This window comes from Stutzerimonas stutzeri (genome assembly GCF_018138085.1).
GTDB lineage: Bacteria > Pseudomonadota > Gammaproteobacteria > Pseudomonadales > Pseudomonadaceae > Stutzerimonas > Stutzerimonas stutzeri_AI.
In genome coordinates this window covers 2,690,708-2,704,785 of sequence record NZ_CP073105.1, presented here as the reverse complement: position 1 = coordinate 2,704,785, position 14,078 = coordinate 2,690,708, and the positions used below count along the sequence as shown (strand labels likewise).

Sequence of the window (14,078 nt, the reverse complement as noted above, 5' to 3'; positions counted from 1 at the left end):
GAGTGTCATGGCGGAAATCCGTTTGCAGAACCTTGCCCACAGCTACAGCGCGCAGCCGCGCGGCGCCGCGGACTATGCCATCCGGGAAATGGATCATGTCTGGGAGCAGGGCGGCGCCTATGCGCTGTTGGGCCCTTCCGGCTGCGGCAAGTCGACCCTGCTCAATATCATTTCCGGGCTGCTCAGCCCGTCAGAAGGGAAGGTACTGTTCGATGCGCGCGAGGTGAACCGGATGACACCCGAACAGCGCAACATCGCCCAGGTTTTCCAGTTTCCGGTCGTCTACGACACCATGACCGTATTCGACAACCTGGCCTTTCCGTTGCGCAATCAGGGTGTTGCCGAGGCGCGGGTCACCAGCAAGGTGCACGAGATCGCCGAGGTGCTCGATCTGCACCCGCTGCTTTCGCGCAAGGCGCGCAACCTGACCGCCGATGAAAAGCAGAAGGTATCGATGGGCCGCGGCCTGGTCCGGGACGACGTATCGGCGATCCTTTTCGATGAGCCGCTGACGGTGATCGACCCGCACCTGAAATGGAAGCTGCGACGCAAGCTCAAGCAGATTCATGAGCAGTTCAACATCACGATGATCTACGTGACCCATGACCAGCTGGAAGCCTCGACCTTCGCCGACAAGATCGCCGTGATGCATGGCGGGCAGATCGTCCAGTTCGGCACACCGCGCGAGCTGTTCGAGCGGCCGCAGCACACCTTCGTCGGCTTTTTCGTCGGCAGTCCGGGCATGAACCTGATCGACGTACGTGCCGAGGCGGGCGGGGTCGGATTTGGTGATCTCCATCTGCCGCTTGCGGACACGCTGGTCGCCCAGCTGCCCGCGCTGGAAGGCAGCCGCCTGCAGATCGGCATCCGTCCCGAGTTCGTTCAGATCAGTGCCGAATCGGCTGCCGGTGGCATGCCCGCGGAGGTGGTGCGAATGGAAGACCTGGGCACCTACAAGATACTGACGCTGCGCCTGGAGGGGCATGTGATCAAGGCCCGCCTGCCGGAAGACCAGGCGGTGCCAAGGGGGCAGGCGTGGGTGGGCTTTCCGGCGCAGTGGTTGATGCTCTATGCAGACGACCGGCTGGTGGAGGGCGACGCATGACCAAGGTTCAGGACAACCGTGCCTGGTGGCTGGTGTTGCCGGTGTTTCTGCTGGTCGCCTTCAGCGCCATTCTGCCGATGATGACCGTGGTGAACTATTCGGTTCATGATATCTTCGACTCCTCGACCCGGTTCTTCGTCGGTGCGGACTGGTATCGCCAGATCCTCCACGATCCACGCCTGCACGACTCCTTGTTGCGGCAATTCATCTTCTCCGGCTGCGTGCTGCTGATCGAGATTCCGCTGGGCATCGCCGTGGCGCTGACCATGCCGACCCGCGGGCGCTGGGCATCGCTGTGCCTGATCGTGATGGCGATCCCCCTGTTGATCCCGTGGAACGTGGTCGGGACGATCTGGCAGATTTTCGGTCGCGCCGACATCGGTCTGCTGGGGTACAGCCTCCGTGAGCTGGGCATCGACTACAACTATGCCTCCAATACCCGTGACGCCTGGGTGACGGTGCTGGTGATGGACGTCTGGCATTGGACCTCGCTGGTCGCGCTGCTCTGCTATTCGGGGCTACGGGCCATCCCGGACGCTTACTACCAGGCAGCTCGAATCGACCGGGCTTCGACCTGGGCGGTGTTCCGCTACATCCAGCTGCCAAAGCTCAAGAGTGTGCTGCTGATCGCCGTGATGCTGCGCTTCATGGACAGCTTCATGATTTACACCGAGCCGTTCGTACTGACCGGTGGCGGCCCCGGCAATGCCACCACCTTTCTCAGCCAGACGCTGACGAAAATGGCCGTCGGGCAGTTCGATCTCGGTCCGGCGGCGGCGTTCTCGCTGATCTATTTCCTGATCATTCTGCTGGTGTCCTGGCTGTTCTACACCGCCATGACTCACGGCGACCAGAAATGAGGAGGGCTCGTCGATGAACCTGCGCAAACGTCTCGTTCTGATCCTCTACATCTCTTTCTTGATGGTGCCGATCTACTGGCTCGTCAACATGTCGTTCAAGAGCAATACCGAGATCCTCGGCGGGCTGACCCTTTGGCCACGGGACCTGACGCTGGATAACTACCGGCTGATCTTCACCGACCGCAGCTGGTACAGCGGCTACATCAATTCGCTGTATTACGTCTGCCTGAACACGATCATTTCGCTGACGGTAGCGTTGCCGGCGGCCTATGCCTTTTCCCGCTTTCGCTTTCTCGGCGACAAGCATCTGTTCTTCTGGTTGCTGACCAACCGCATGGCGCCTCCGGCGGTGTTTCTGTTGCCCTTCTTCCAGCTCTATTCCTCGATCGGGCTGTTCGATACGCACATCGCCGTGGCGCTGGCGCACTGCCTGTTCAACGTGCCGCTGGCGGTGTGGATTCTCGAAGGCTTCATGTCGGGGGTGCCGAAAGAGATCGACGAAACCGCCTACATCGATGGTTACAGCTTTCCGAAATTCTTCGTGAAGATCTTCATTCCATTGATCCGCTCGGGCATTGGGGTCACGGCTTTCTTCTGCTTCATGTTTTCTTGGGTCGAGTTGCTGCTGGCGCGCACCCTGACCTCGGTGGATGCCAAACCCATCGTTTCGGTGATGACGCGGACGGTATCGGCGTCGGGCATCGACTGGGGCGTGCTGGCCGCCGCCGGCGTCCTGACCATCCTGCCGGGCATGCTGGTGATCTGGTTCGTCCGCAATCACGTCGCCAAGGGCTTTGCCCTCGGCCGGGTATAGGAGCAGCACATGAGCTGGATGGCCTGGACCACCTTTACCGCGGTGTTCTTCTCCGGCATTGGCGCGATGCTGGCGCTGATGAGCGCCTGGGAGCTGCGGCGCCCCTGCGTGCCACGCAAGGGCTTTCTGCCCATCGTCACCACGCGCGGCGACCGATTGTTCATTGGACTTCTGGGCAGCGCCTATTGGCATCTTTTGCTAATAGGGCTGACCGACTGGAGCATCTGGATAGCGACGGTGCTATCTGTCGTCTGGTTGTTTGCAGTGATGCGCTGGGGTTGAGCCGGTGCGGTTCTTCTCTCCGAAAAATCCGAAGGAGGTGTGTATGTTCAACAATAAAAACAACACCCGACATGGCATGGCGCTTACGGCCCTGCTGACGTTGTCTGGCATGGCAGGAACGGCGTGGGCAGACGCCTACGAGGACGCAGCGAAGAAATGGGTCGAGTCGGAGTTCAACCCGTCCACGCTTACGCCCGAACAACAGATGGAGGAGTTGCGCTGGTTCATCAAGGCGGCCGAGCCCTTCCGCGGCATGGAAATCAACGTCGCCTCGGAAACCATCACCACGCACGAATACGAATCCAAGACCCTGGCGCGCGCCTTCAGTGAGATCACCGGTATCAAACTGCGCCACGATCTGATGCAGGAGGGCGACGTCGTCGAGAAGCTGCAGACCCAGATGCAGTCGGGCAAGAACATCTACGACGGCTACATCAACGACTCCGACCTGATCGGCACGCACTTCCGTTATGGCAAAGCCGTGGCCATCAGCGACATGATCAAGAACGAGGGCAAGGACGTCACCTTGCCGACGCTCGACCTGGACGATTTCATCGGTATTTCCTTTACCACCGGCCCGGACGGCAAGCTTTACCAACTACCCGACCAGCAGTTCGCCAACCTGTACTGGTTCCGTGCCGACTGGTTCGAGCGTCCCGACCTGAAAAAGCAGTTCAAGGAACGCTATGGCTATGAGCTCGGGGTACCGGTGAACTGGTCCGCCTATGAGGACATCGCCGAATTCTTTACCAAGTATGTGAAGGAGATCGACGGGCAGCGTGTGTATGGCCACATGGACTACGGCAAGAAGGACCCTTCCCTGGGCTGGCGCTTCACTGATGCCTGGTTCTCCATGGCGGGCGCGGGTGACAAGGGGCTGCCCAACGGGTTGCCGGTCGACGAGTGGGGTATCCGCGTCGAAGATTGCCATCCGGTGGGCTCGAGCGTGGCGCGTGGCGGGGCTACGAACGGTCCGGCCGCGGTCTACGCCACGCAGAAGTACGTCGACTGGATGCGTCAGTACGCACCGCCAGAAGCCCAAGGCATGACCTTCTCCGAGGCCGGTCCGGTTCCGGCGCAGGGCAATATCGCCCAGCAGATCTTCTGGTACACCGCCTTCACCGCCGACATGACCAAGCCGGGCTTGCCAGTGGTCAACGAGGACGGCACACCGAAGTGGCGGATGGCACCGTCGCCCAAGGGGCCGTACTGGGAGGAGGGCATGAAGCTCGGCTATCAGGACACCGGTTCCTGGACCTTCCTCAACTCGACACCGGAAAAGCGCCGGCTGGCCGCCTGGCTGTATGCGCAGTTCACCGTGTCGAAAACCGTGTCGCTGAAGAAGACCCTGGTCGGTCTGACCCCGATTCGCGAGTCCGACATCAACTCGCAGGCCATGACCGATGCGGCGCCGAAGCTCGGTGGCCTGGTCGAGTTCTATCGCAGCCCTGCGCGGGTGCAGTGGACGCCCACCGGCACCAACGTGCCGGACTATCCACGCCTGGCGCAGCTCTGGTGGCAGTACATCGCCGAAGCGGCGAGCGGTGACAAGACGCCCCAGGAAGCCCTCGACGGCCTTGCCGAAGCCCAGGACACCATGATGGCGCGGCTGGAGCGGGCCAAGGTGCAATCCAAGTGCGGACCCAAGATGAACGAGCCGCGTGATCCGCAGTACTGGCTGGACCAGCCGGGCTCACCGAAACCCAAACTGGAGAACGAAAAACCGCAGGGCCAGACCGTCAGTTACGACGAGCTGATCAAATCGTGGGAGCAGGCCCGCTAGGCCAGCGCAGAACGGTCATACGCTGGAAACAAAACGGCACCCCAAGGGTGCCGTTTTACTTCCAGGTGTTTTTGCAGGCGGACGCTTGCCCTTAGCCGTGCAGATGTTCGGCAGCGTGCAGGGTGTTCTCCAGCAGGCAGGCGCGCGTCATCGGGCCGACGCCACCCGGAACAGGGGTAATCCAGCCGGCGCGCCGCACGGCGATATCGAACTCCACGTCTCCGGCCAGCTTGCCATCGGCCTGACGGTTGATGCCCACGTCGATCACGATCGCGCCTTCCTTGATCCAGTCGCCTTTGACGAGACCGGTGATGCCCGTAGCGACCACGATCAGGTCGGCGCGCTTCACATGGTCAGCCAGATCATGGGTGAAGCGGTGGGTCACGGTGGTCGTGCAGCCGGCCAGCAGCAACTCCAGTGCCATGGGGCGGCCTACGATATTGGACGCCCCGACCACCACGGCATTGAGGCCGTGCAGATCGATCCCGGTGCTTTCCAGGAGGGCCATGATGCCCTTCGGCGTGCAGGGGCGCAGCAGCGGCATGCGCTGCGCGAGGCGGCCGATGTTGTACGGGTGGAAACCATCCACGTCCTTGTCCGGCCGGATGCGCTCGAGCAACTGGGACGCATCCAGGTGCTTGGGCAGCGGTAGCTGCACGAGGATGCCGTCGATGAGTGGGTCTTCGTTGAGCTGATCGATGAGGGCCAGCAGGTCTTCCTGGCTGGTCGTGGCCGGCAGATCATGGGCCGTGGACTTGAAGCCCACTTCTTCGCAGTCCTTGCGCTTGTGAGCGACATACACCTGGGAGGCTGGATCGGTGCCCACCAGGATCACTGCCAGCCCCGGTACCCGGAGACCTTGCTGACGCCGCTCGGCTACTCGGCCGGCAATCTGCTGGCGGATAGAAGCAGCGATCTGTTTACCATCGATCAGTTGTGCGGTCATGACGCGTGATAACCATCGAGAAGGACTGAAAAAGGACGCGCATTCTCGCACGACGATAACTTCCGGCAAAGGCGAAGCGGAGATCGGTTCCCGTAACCCCTTTACCAGACTGATTTTTTTTCGATTTTGCTGTTGACGAGGTGTAGGCAGACCATTAAGATTCGCCCCGCTTGTCGAGCACAGCTTGCTGCTGGGTAAGACGGCTTTTGAGGGGTTAGATCCTCATTAGCTGAAGCTTGAAGTCTGCGCTCAGATGGGAATGCAGCTAAAAGCGCCCGTAGCTCAGCTGGATAGAGCATCCGCCTTCTAAGCGGATGGTCGCAGGTTCGAGTCCTGCCGGGTGCGCCATTTCGGGCTCTGGCACAAGCAAGGCAATATGGTGGGCGTAGCTCAGTTGGTAGAGCACAGGATTGTGGCTCCTGCGGTCGTGGGTTCGAACCCCATCGTCCACCCCATATTCCGAAACGCCAGGCGCTGCCTGGCGTTTTCGTTTAGAAGTTTTGCGGACGTGGTGAAATTGGTAGACACACCAGATTTAGGTTCTGGCGCCGCAAGGTGTGAGAGTTCGAGTCTCTCCGTCCGCACCATCTAAAGCGCTGAAAGCCCCGTAATTCGGGGCTTTCGCGTATCTGAGGCAGCGCAAAAGAGCGCGTGTTTGTTCCCAGTGCGTTCCCATGGATGCCCCGTAACAGGGGCTTTTTTGTGTCTGGCGATTAGTTGCTGATCCAGCCGCTGCCGTACCGGTCCGCCCCGGGCTGTACCGTAATGTTTGCGGCGAACGGCTACCTATCCCGTCGCCGTCGATCCTTCGCAGGCCGGAGACACGCTTCAGTATGTTTGCCGGTCCCATCACGTAACGGCGTGCCAGCATTACGAGCTGCCTTTCGATTGACGACAAGGCTCATGTGAACATCCCATCGGCTGCTGCACTGGACGGTTTCGAAGCTCTGCTGAAGCGGCGGGCATCGATGGTCCGTGTCTGAGGGCGGCATGACTCCCTGAGCGGATAGTTCGAGGTTTCGCGGGCTATCCGAGATGGCGGACTGACAAGCCTCGGCGTCGCGTCTGCTCGATCAACTACGGACCCAGCTGTTAACTGGATGTCGCTGATAAGACAGGTCCGTCTGTTGGACACGGTTAAGGTTGCAGCTGGTCGGGGCCGCTTCGGGGCCGTCGGGCTCGGCTGTGACGTGCTGCTGGACCGCCAGGTGGCTTCCGTCGCTACGGGGAGAGGCTGCCGTGGCGTTCAGACAGTCGACATACGCTTGCCGCTTGAGAGTCGTCAGATGAGATCTTCGTTCGAAAGTGTGCTGAAAAACAAAAACCTTGCGCACCTCGACAGGGTGTCACGTGGCGGGGGCATGACGCCGCTGCGTCGGGTCGCTTTCGTGCTGCGCGAGAACTTCTCGATGATGGCCTTTACGGGCGCTGTGGATGCTCTGATTACGGCCAATCTGATGAGTGCGGAGCCGCTGTATGACGTCTTGGTCGTCGGTGGCGCCGAAGATGTGGTCGTCAGCGACCTGGGCATCGCAATTTCGGCCGACTGCCGTCTCGCAGAGCTGAAGGAGAAGGAGCAGCAACTGATCGTGGTCTGTGGCGGTTTTCGCGTACGCCTGCAGGCCGATCCGCTGCTCAGGAGCAAGCTGCGTTCGGCCGATGCGGCTGGAGCCAATCTCGGTGGCCTCTGGAACGGCGCTTATTTCCTCGCCGAAGCGGGTTTGTTGAACGGTTACGACTGCGCTTTCCACCCGGACGGTCGGGCAATGATGGCCGAGCTGTTTCCCAAGGTGCGACTGTCCAACCGCGCTTATGTACTGGATCGCGAGCGGATCGGCTGTGCTGGCGCCAACAGTTCTCTGGGAATGATGCTCGAGGTGCTCAAGCGCGACTGTGGCGAGAGCCTGGTCAATGCGGTCGACGAGGTGCTCAGCTGCGACAAGATGAAGGAGGTAATGGACGTATCGGTGGTTGCGGTGGACTACAACCCGACCCTGCCACAGCATCTCAAGCTAGCGTTGGAGTTGATGCACAACAATATTGAAGAGCCACTGACCGTGAACGAGATTGCCGCCTGCGTAAAAATCTCCCGGCGCCAGCTCGAGCGCCTGTTCTTCCGCCACGTCAATGCCACGCCCTCGCGCTATTACCTGGAGCTGCGCCTGACCCGGGCGCGCCAGCTATTGCAGCAGACAAACAAGTCTCTCACCGACATCGCCGTCGCCAGCGGCTTCGTCAGCAGCTCGCATTTCCGTCGCTGCTTTCGCGAGTTCTTCGATGTGGCTCCAGGGCGCTTCCGAGCTGGTGCGCAGGGGGCCTCGCGGTAAAGAAGCTGAAAGCCTTCGCGGTCGAGACCGCTCCCACGGTTGCGTGATGTACGGTAGGAGCGGTCTTGACCGCGAGCTTTTTGGTGTCTGCGTGCCTCTCAGGTCTTCTAGGTGATAACAAAGTGGTCCGCTCTTGTGGGAGGCTCGTCCCGCGGCGAATGCAGCCCGCAGGGCTGCCTTGCCTACGGGCTAAAAGCTTCGCCCCGGGTCGGGGCTCCCACAGAGAAACCAGGCAGCATCTAGGTCGGATGACCTAGCTGTCGGGAAGCCTTCGCGGTCGAGGCTGCTCCCACGGTTGCGTGGTGCATGGTAGGAGCGGTCTTGACCGCGAGCTTTTTGGGTGTCTGGGTGCTTTGTCAGGCTATCGGTGTGTCTCTGCTCCGCGCTACTCAAAGCCGTTACATTCACGGCTTCCTCCTCGGCCCCGGCTCAGTGCAAAAAAACTGCACTCAATAACCATCAGATTTCATTTTCGGTAAGCGCAACGACGCCATAGGATGCCGGCACGCAATGCCGCGCCTTCCAGTGGCGCTCGTGTGTGCGAACGACAGTGATTCCGACCAGAGGAGGAGACTGCGATGGCTGAGGAGTGCGTGACAACAGAGCGTCGTGAACTGATCGAGGCGCTGGGCGAGCTGCTCAGCGCGGAGCGGGCAGGGGTCCAGGTCGCTACGGCCAGCCTCGCCGAGGCGCAAACGGACCTGCAGCGCAGCATGCTGGAAAAGGTTCGCCAGGGTGAGGCCGATAGCTGCAAGCGGTTGCGCGAATGCCTGACTCTACTCGGTGTCCAGCCGGGACAGGAGCGAGGCGCGTTCTATGAGAAATGCATGGCGATAGCGAACCTCGACGACCGTCTCGCATTGATCGACCGCGGACAACGTTGGGTGATTCGAAAGCTCGAAGCGTTACTCGCATCGGTCAGCCACCCCGAGATTCGCCAGCAGTTGGAGGCGGTCCTGAGTACCCACGAAATCAACAGCGACGATTACGCCGCAAACGCGAGTCGTTGCGCTAGCGAGTGAACGGATCGCCACCCGCACTGACTGGAAGAAGTTTGGAATGACAAACGTTGATTAAATCCCAGGCGGTTCCTCAATGCCTGCACTGCGTAAAAGCCAACCAGTGCTTGCCTGCCGTACTGAGTCGTATGGACCTCATGACCCTGGGTCGGCTGATAACGCAGGGTCCCGTTTTGAACAAGGGCGATGTCCTGTTCAGGGCCGGTCAGGCAGCCAGCTCGCTTTACATGATCCGGACCGGCTCGGTTCGGAGTTCCCGAACGGATGATGAGGGTGATGAGCGCATCGTCGGCTTCGCGCTGGCAGGCGATTTCGCCGGGGTGGCAGCCCTATGCGACGACACCTACAGCAACACCCTGACGGCCATGCAGACGACGGTCGTCTGCGATATTTCCGTCGATGCGTTGAAGCAAGTGAGTGCCAGCAGCCCGGCGCTGAACCGCTTTCTGTTGCAGCTCCTCAGCAAGGAGCTGCGCTATAACCGGCAAGCGCGGCTGCGGTTGGCGGCCCCTCGCTCTCGGATTCGCGTTGCCCGGTTCATCGTCCATCACATGGCGCAGCTGGCTGGCCGAAGCCTCTCCGCGACGCGCATACGGTTGCCCATGGCTCGGTGGGAGCTGGCCAATCACCTGGGTTTGGCGATCGAGTCCGTCTCGCGAGTCTTCTCGGGCTTTCGGTCTGAAGGGATTCTCGAGGTGCGCGGGCGGGAAATGATCGTTCACGCGCCGGAGCGACTGTACCTCATTGCTGAAGAAAGCCTTTTCAAGCGGACGCTCGATGATGGCGAGCCCCTTGCCGGGCGGGCGTTGTCTGAAGTGTCATGCTTGGGAGATTCCGGAGCCGGAAGCTGTCGGATCGCCGCGAACGGCTGACCTGGTGTACCGGCTACCCGTCTTCGCGGACGGGTAGTCGGTAACCGTCTTTTGGCGACACTGGCGGCCGTCAGTGTGCTTCGTTGCGCTCATGCCGATAGGCGCTGATGGCCTCGTAGACGGCCCGGCGCAGGCGATTTATTCCGCCGATCGGGCGATGGTCCGGCACGGCGTGCCACGGGTTGAACGACAGGTTGTCGCATGCGAGGTTCTGTTCGGGGCTATCGAAGTCCTGGGCTGGCACACGGATATCCGCAACCGCTTCGAATGGCGCGATGGCTTCGTCCCACTCGATGCTGGTGTCTTCGATGGGCATGTAGTGCGCCGTGTTCTGCCTTTGGACCTGAAGCTGAAAGCAGGCCGGCGCGCGGTCCAGCGACAACTGCCGATAGAGCGCGCTGCGCAGGAAGTTGGGCAGTTCGCGGTTCTGCTCGGGCAACTGGTAGTCCGGACACTGGCTGGGCGCAGGTACCACTCGGTACTTCACGTTGTGCGGGCCGAATTTATATGGCGCCACCGAACTGTAGGTCGTTGCCACCGGGCTTTCAGGGGCCGGGGCGAGCGTCTGCAGGGCAATGAACAGGTGGCGCACTTCCCAGCTGCGCGGATCGAGGCTCGGGAAGAAGGCCAGTAGCCGCTTGCCTTCGGCTTGGGCGGCGAAATTGGTGCGGTACTCGGCCACGTCACGAACGAAGAAAACCGGATGGTTGAACATCACGAAGTCCTGCTCGTGGGCATGACGTGGGTCGAGCGTGAGATTGTCACCGGGTACGTCGAGGAGTTTGATGGCCATGCCTCGCGCATCCTTGATGCGGTCGAACTGGGGATAGGCATTGCCATTCGAAAGGCGTATCCAGGCTTGCCAGGTTCGACCGGCCTCGGCGAATACGCCCTGTCGAAGCGCGACGTCCAGGTCGTCTCGGACCCTGACTTGCGCCCTGACGCAGCCATGCGCCTTGGCGTGGGCATCGCGCAGCACGCGTGTGTTCTCGCTGTGCTGCGCGACGACCGCGATCGCATTGTCAATGATTGCCTGGGTGTCGGCGGCCTCGGTCGGGGCGATCAGCTCTTCGGCCGAAACCGGTCCGCGGTGCTTGAAGTGATACACCAGCGCGCTGATTGCCCAACTCGCCAGGCCGAGCGTGGCCAGAACAAGGAGCAGGCGGCCGAGCAGACGTCCCAACAACAGCCAGAGTTTTGTGAGCATACGCATATCCTTTGCAGCGTCAGTTGCAGGTTGGCGGGGCGAGGCGGGGGCGGAGCGCAGTGTCCGTCAAGCGGGGCTCGAACCGCGGGTCGCCAAGCACCTTCAAGTATTCCACCAGTGCCCAACGCTCTTCGGGTGACAGCGCTCGGCCGATGACACCGCCGCCCCGGCAACCGGCGCGGAACTCATGTCCGCGGTTGGCGTTGCCGGTGATCGTCGTATCGAGCAGGAAACCGCCATCGAACCGCTCGGTGCGGATGCCGACCTGCCGTGGATCGTATTCACGATTGCCCACCCAGAAGCGCTTCTGGCGTTCCGCCAACGGCGACAACAGCTGGAAAAGCGTCGGTACCGAGCCGTTATGCAAGAAGGGTGGCGTTGCCCAGATGCCGTCGAGTGGCCGTGCCTTGTATCCGCGTAACTCCTGCACACCGATCGGCAGCGCATAGCCGTCGAACTCAGCCCGGTCCTGAGGCGTTATGCCCGCATCCTGGTAAGCCCGACGTTCGACATAAGCGGTGATGTACGCCAGGCCCTTTGCACTGGAGATGCTACCGAGATCCAGCGTGCCGGTCGGCTCGCCGTAGAGACGGACATCCAGCCGCTCCAGCTCGTCTTGCGTCCAGCCGAGCCGTGCGAGATCGAAACGGTGATCGGCAATGTTGTCGGCCGCGGTTGGGTCCGTTCCGACGATCGCGGTGGGGATCACCCGCATGCGCCATTCCGGGTCGCGATCTGGCGCGAAGCGCTGGTCGACCGGCTTGGGCCTGGCGTCATGGCACGATGCGCAATTCTGCCGGTAGAGCGCGCGCCCCAGGCTGGCCTGCTGCAGATCGATCTTGCCCAGTATCTCCTCCGGCCAACGCGGCGGGGCGAGGCGCGTGAGGGTGGTCTCCAGGGTGTGAAGGTCGCGGACGCGAACGCCGGATGCATAGCGCTCAGCTTCTGGAACTGGTTGGCCGTTCTCGCGAAGGAGCTGCAGCCGCGCCCCGACGCCCAGCGCCTCGCCGATGTTGCGGGCCATCGGCTGCATAGCCGAGCCGTTCCACTGTACCCAGTCGAACTTCCAGATGTCCCACAGCTGCGGATAGCTCACCGGCGCGTTGGCGATGCGGTAGTTGGACGGGTCGATGGCATCGCCGAACGCGGTGTTGGCGATACGCCCGAAGGCGTCGGTTCGACCGAAACCCTCCTCGGTGGGGTAGAGGTCGCGGTGCCAATCATTGAGCGCCGTGCCGAGCAGCCGATCGAGCACCTGTTTGAAATCGCGGCGCAGCTGATGACGGTTGCGTTCGTCGTCACCCACCACCTCGTTTGCGAAGCGCCGGAACTTGATCGGGTTGTAGTAGGTAAATGCCATGCTCATGCCGAGCGCCTGCCCGAAGGCGCCGCCGCGGAACGTTGGCACGGTGGAGGCCAGCGAATGCATCGCGGCGCCCCCATCGATGCGGATGGCGCGCCCTTCGTAGCGCAGCTCGCCGGTATGGCAGGCGGCGCACGTCACGTCCAGGTAGGCGCGCCCGGTCTCGTCATCTTCGTGGCGGGCAAAGCCGACGGGCAGGTTGGCGGGGTTCGCGGGTGTGGGTCGTTGCTTCGGATCGACCAGGAAACCAAAGCGTGCGAGGTATTCCGGGGCCGCGAACTTGTCGCGGCTGAATGGCAGCTCCAGCGCCCTGAACCAGTCGTACTCGAGCCCCTTGACCTGAGTGCCCTGTGGCGTGAAATAGAACGTCTGGCGATCGGCCTCGCTCCACTGATCAAGATAGACCAGCTCTGAGGGAGGCTCGTAATCCGGCAGGTTCGGATAGGCCACGAAATACAGCCCTACGCCGGCAACAAGCACGGCTATCGACAACAGCCCGAACAGAGCACGTCGCAGCAATCGCATCGGTACGTCCTTGTAACGTTTGAAGTGCTGCTTTATGGCAGGCTCCGTGGCTAATGGCAATATGATGTTGTGACGTCTGTCACCCGCCACACCCGCCACATGCCTGAAACGTCTTTCTGCCAGCGCCTCGAACGTGCAACGCCGCGTCCAGTTACCGTGATATGCAGAAAGTTTCCCCTGATGCGGTCGCTAATTGCGTAGCATGACGGGCAGCATATGAATGGTGGAGGCGTCCATGCGGTATTCCGAAGATCACAAGGCCAAGACTCGCCAACGCATCGTCGAAGAGGCCGCACGGCGTTTTCGCCGCGATGGCGTCAGCGCGACCGGACTGCAGGCATTGATGAACGCGCTGGACCTGACGCACGGTGGGTTTTATGCGCATTTCAAATCCAAGGACGAACTGGTCGAGGAGGCGCTGCGTCACTGCTTGAGCGAGCTCGATGAGGTCACGGCCGACAGCCTGTCAGGGGACCATCCCTTGGCCTCGTTCATTGCGCTGTATCTGTCCAAGAGTCATCGTGCCGATCCGGCAAAGGGTTGCCCGTTGCCCACCGTGTCCGCCGAACTGGGTCAGCGCGGCCAAGCCAGCGCAGTCACCGACGACCTGGTATGCAAACGGCTGGCCCAGCTGGGCGCGCATCTGGACGACAGCCAGGACGCGGCAATGGCGCTCAGCGCGATGGTTGGCGCGTTGATGCTTTCGCGTAGCGTGACGGATCCGCATCTGGCCGATCGGCTGCTCGATGAAACCCGCGCCAGCTTGCTACGGCGTGCAAAGGGCGAAACCGCCTGATTCCTGGCCATGCAAGGCGACGCTGGTCGTCGCGTGCACGAATGGGGAGTGGATCCACACCAACCCCATGCGAATCAATCGCGCAACGCAGGTCCCGGCTGTGCGCCTGACAGGCTAAACCCCTACATGGGATGTCCATCGGCGACGTTGAAAAATGCCGGCGCAAGCTGACCAGCGAA

Annotated in this window: 12 protein-coding genes and 3 tRNA genes; 12 read left to right on the top strand and 3 right to left on the bottom strand. The window is 61.5% G+C overall.

Annotation, left to right across the window (positions count from 1 at the left end):
• Window positions 1-7 precede the first annotated feature (7 nt).
• Genes KCX70_RS12390 through KCX70_RS12370 form a run of 5 tightly spaced genes read left to right on the top strand, consistent with a single transcriptional unit; the run spans window position 8 to window position 4,844 of the window.
• The gene (locus KCX70_RS12390; RefSeq protein ID WP_021208893.1) at window positions 8-1,105 is read left to right on the top strand and encodes an ABC transporter ATP-binding protein; all 1,098 of its coding nucleotides are present in this window, start codon (window positions 8-10) and stop codon (window positions 1,103-1,105) included.
• Window positions 1,102-1,965 carry a carbohydrate ABC transporter permease gene (locus KCX70_RS12385; protein WP_212617741.1) on the top strand — a complete coding sequence of 288 codons (864 nt, stop codon included), beginning with the start codon at window positions 1,102-1,104 and terminating at the stop codon, window positions 1,963-1,965. Before KCX70_RS12390 ends, KCX70_RS12385 begins: the two co-directional genes overlap by 4 nt.
• A 13-nt stretch (window positions 1,966-1,978) precedes the next feature.
• Window positions 1,979-2,779 carry a carbohydrate ABC transporter permease gene (locus KCX70_RS12380; protein ID WP_212617740.1) on the top strand — a complete coding sequence of 267 codons (801 nt, stop codon included), beginning with the start codon at window positions 1,979-1,981 and terminating at the stop codon, window positions 2,777-2,779.
• A gap of 9 nt (window positions 2,780-2,788) precedes the next feature.
• A complete protein-coding gene (locus KCX70_RS12375) occupies window positions 2,789-3,061 on the top strand; it encodes a DUF2160 domain-containing protein (protein ID WP_021208890.1) in 273 nt (90 codons plus the stop codon).
• A 43-nt stretch (window positions 3,062-3,104) separates the two neighbouring features.
• Window positions 3,105-4,844 (top strand): extracellular solute-binding protein, encoded by a 1,740-nt coding sequence (locus KCX70_RS12370; RefSeq protein WP_212617739.1) that lies wholly within the window; start codon window positions 3,105-3,107, stop codon window positions 4,842-4,844.
• 91 nt (window positions 4,845-4,935) lie between these two features.
• On the opposite strand, the gene folD is transcribed toward KCX70_RS12370, so the two are convergent.
• A complete protein-coding gene (gene folD / locus KCX70_RS12365) occupies window positions 4,936-5,790 on the bottom strand; it encodes a bifunctional methylenetetrahydrofolate dehydrogenase/methenyltetrahydrofolate cyclohydrolase FolD (RefSeq protein ID WP_212617738.1) in 855 nt (284 codons plus the stop codon).
• A 271-nt stretch (window positions 5,791-6,061) separates the two neighbouring features.
• Here folD and KCX70_RS12360 point away from each other — a divergent pair.
• The 6 genes from KCX70_RS12360 to KCX70_RS12335 all read left to right on the top strand — a co-directional run bounded on the left by KCX70_RS12360 (window position 6,062) and on the right by KCX70_RS12335 (window position 10,008).
• Window positions 6,062-6,138 (top strand) — tRNA-Arg (locus KCX70_RS12360).
• A gap of 31 nt (window positions 6,139-6,169) precedes the next feature.
• Window positions 6,170-6,245: transfer RNA gene (locus KCX70_RS12355), tRNA-His, on the top strand.
• A gap of 47 nt (window positions 6,246-6,292) precedes the next feature.
• Window positions 6,293-6,377 (top strand) — tRNA-Leu (locus KCX70_RS12350).
• Window positions 6,378-7,076: 699 nt separating this feature from the next.
• A complete protein-coding gene (locus tag KCX70_RS12345) occupies window positions 7,077-8,117 on the top strand; it encodes a GlxA family transcriptional regulator (RefSeq protein WP_212617737.1) in 1,041 nt (346 codons plus the stop codon).
• 578 nt (window positions 8,118-8,695) lie between these two features.
• A complete protein-coding gene (locus KCX70_RS12340; protein ID WP_212617736.1) occupies window positions 8,696-9,139 on the top strand; it encodes a DUF6306 domain-containing protein in 444 nt (147 codons plus the stop codon).
• Between the two features lie 125 nt (window positions 9,140-9,264).
• Complete coding sequence (locus KCX70_RS12335; RefSeq protein WP_212617735.1) at window positions 9,265-10,008, top strand: Crp/Fnr family transcriptional regulator; 744 nt, start codon at window positions 9,265-9,267, stop codon at window positions 10,006-10,008.
• A 70-nt stretch (window positions 10,009-10,078) separates the two neighbouring features.
• On the opposite strand, the gene KCX70_RS12330 is transcribed toward KCX70_RS12335, so the two are convergent.
• Both KCX70_RS12330 and KCX70_RS12325 read right to left on the bottom strand, forming a co-directional pair.
• On the bottom strand, window positions 10,079-11,215 hold the full coding sequence (locus tag KCX70_RS12330) for a catalase family protein (protein WP_212617734.1): 1,137 nt from the start codon (window positions 11,213-11,215) through the stop codon (window positions 10,079-10,081).
• A 19-nt stretch (window positions 11,216-11,234) separates the two neighbouring features.
• The gene (locus tag KCX70_RS12325; protein WP_212617733.1) at window positions 11,235-13,103 is read right to left on the bottom strand and encodes a di-heme-cytochrome C peroxidase; all 1,869 of its coding nucleotides are present in this window, start codon (window positions 13,101-13,103) and stop codon (window positions 11,235-11,237) included.
• A 235-nt stretch (window positions 13,104-13,338) separates the two neighbouring features.
• Here KCX70_RS12325 and KCX70_RS12320 point away from each other — a divergent pair, with 235 nt between their 5' ends.
• Window positions 13,339-13,899, top strand: a complete 561-nt coding sequence (locus KCX70_RS12320; protein ID WP_212617732.1) for a TetR/AcrR family transcriptional regulator — start codon at window positions 13,339-13,341, stop codon at window positions 13,897-13,899.
• Window positions 13,900-14,078: the final 179 nt, after the last annotated feature.

Excerpts from the sequence above, each read along its gene's own strand:
- KCX70_RS12390 (WP_021208893.1), top strand. The coding sequence starts at position 8 with ATGGCGGAAATCCGTTTGCAGAACCTTGCCCACAGCTACAGCGCGCAG.
- KCX70_RS12320 (WP_212617732.1), top strand. The coding sequence starts at position 13,339 with ATGCGGTATTCCGAAGATCACAAGGCCAAGACTCGCCAACGCATCGTC.
- KCX70_RS12340 (WP_212617736.1), top strand. The coding sequence starts at position 8,696 with ATGGCTGAGGAGTGCGTGACAACAGAGCGTCGTGAACTGATCGAGGCG.
- KCX70_RS12380 (WP_212617740.1), top strand. The coding sequence starts at position 1,979 with ATGAACCTGCGCAAACGTCTCGTTCTGATCCTCTACATCTCTTTCTTG.
- KCX70_RS12375 (WP_021208890.1), top strand. The coding sequence starts at position 2,789 with ATGAGCTGGATGGCCTGGACCACCTTTACCGCGGTGTTCTTCTCCGGC.
- KCX70_RS12335 (WP_212617735.1), top strand. The coding sequence starts at position 9,265 with ATGGACCTCATGACCCTGGGTCGGCTGATAACGCAGGGTCCCGTTTTG.
- KCX70_RS12385 (WP_212617741.1), top strand. The coding sequence starts at position 1,102 with ATGACCAAGGTTCAGGACAACCGTGCCTGGTGGCTGGTGTTGCCGGTG.
- KCX70_RS12370 (WP_212617739.1), top strand. The coding sequence starts at position 3,105 with ATGTTCAACAATAAAAACAACACCCGACATGGCATGGCGCTTACGGCC.
- KCX70_RS12325 (WP_212617733.1), bottom strand. The coding sequence starts at position 13,103 with ATGCGATTGCTGCGACGTGCTCTGTTCGGGCTGTTGTCGATAGCCGTG.
- folD (WP_212617738.1), bottom strand. The coding sequence starts at position 5,790 with ATGACCGCACAACTGATCGATGGTAAACAGATCGCTGCTTCTATCCGC.
- KCX70_RS12330 (WP_212617734.1), bottom strand. The coding sequence starts at position 11,215 with ATGCTCACAAAACTCTGGCTGTTGTTGGGACGTCTGCTCGGCCGCCTG.
- KCX70_RS12345 (WP_212617737.1), top strand. The coding sequence starts at position 7,077 with ATGAGATCTTCGTTCGAAAGTGTGCTGAAAAACAAAAACCTTGCGCAC.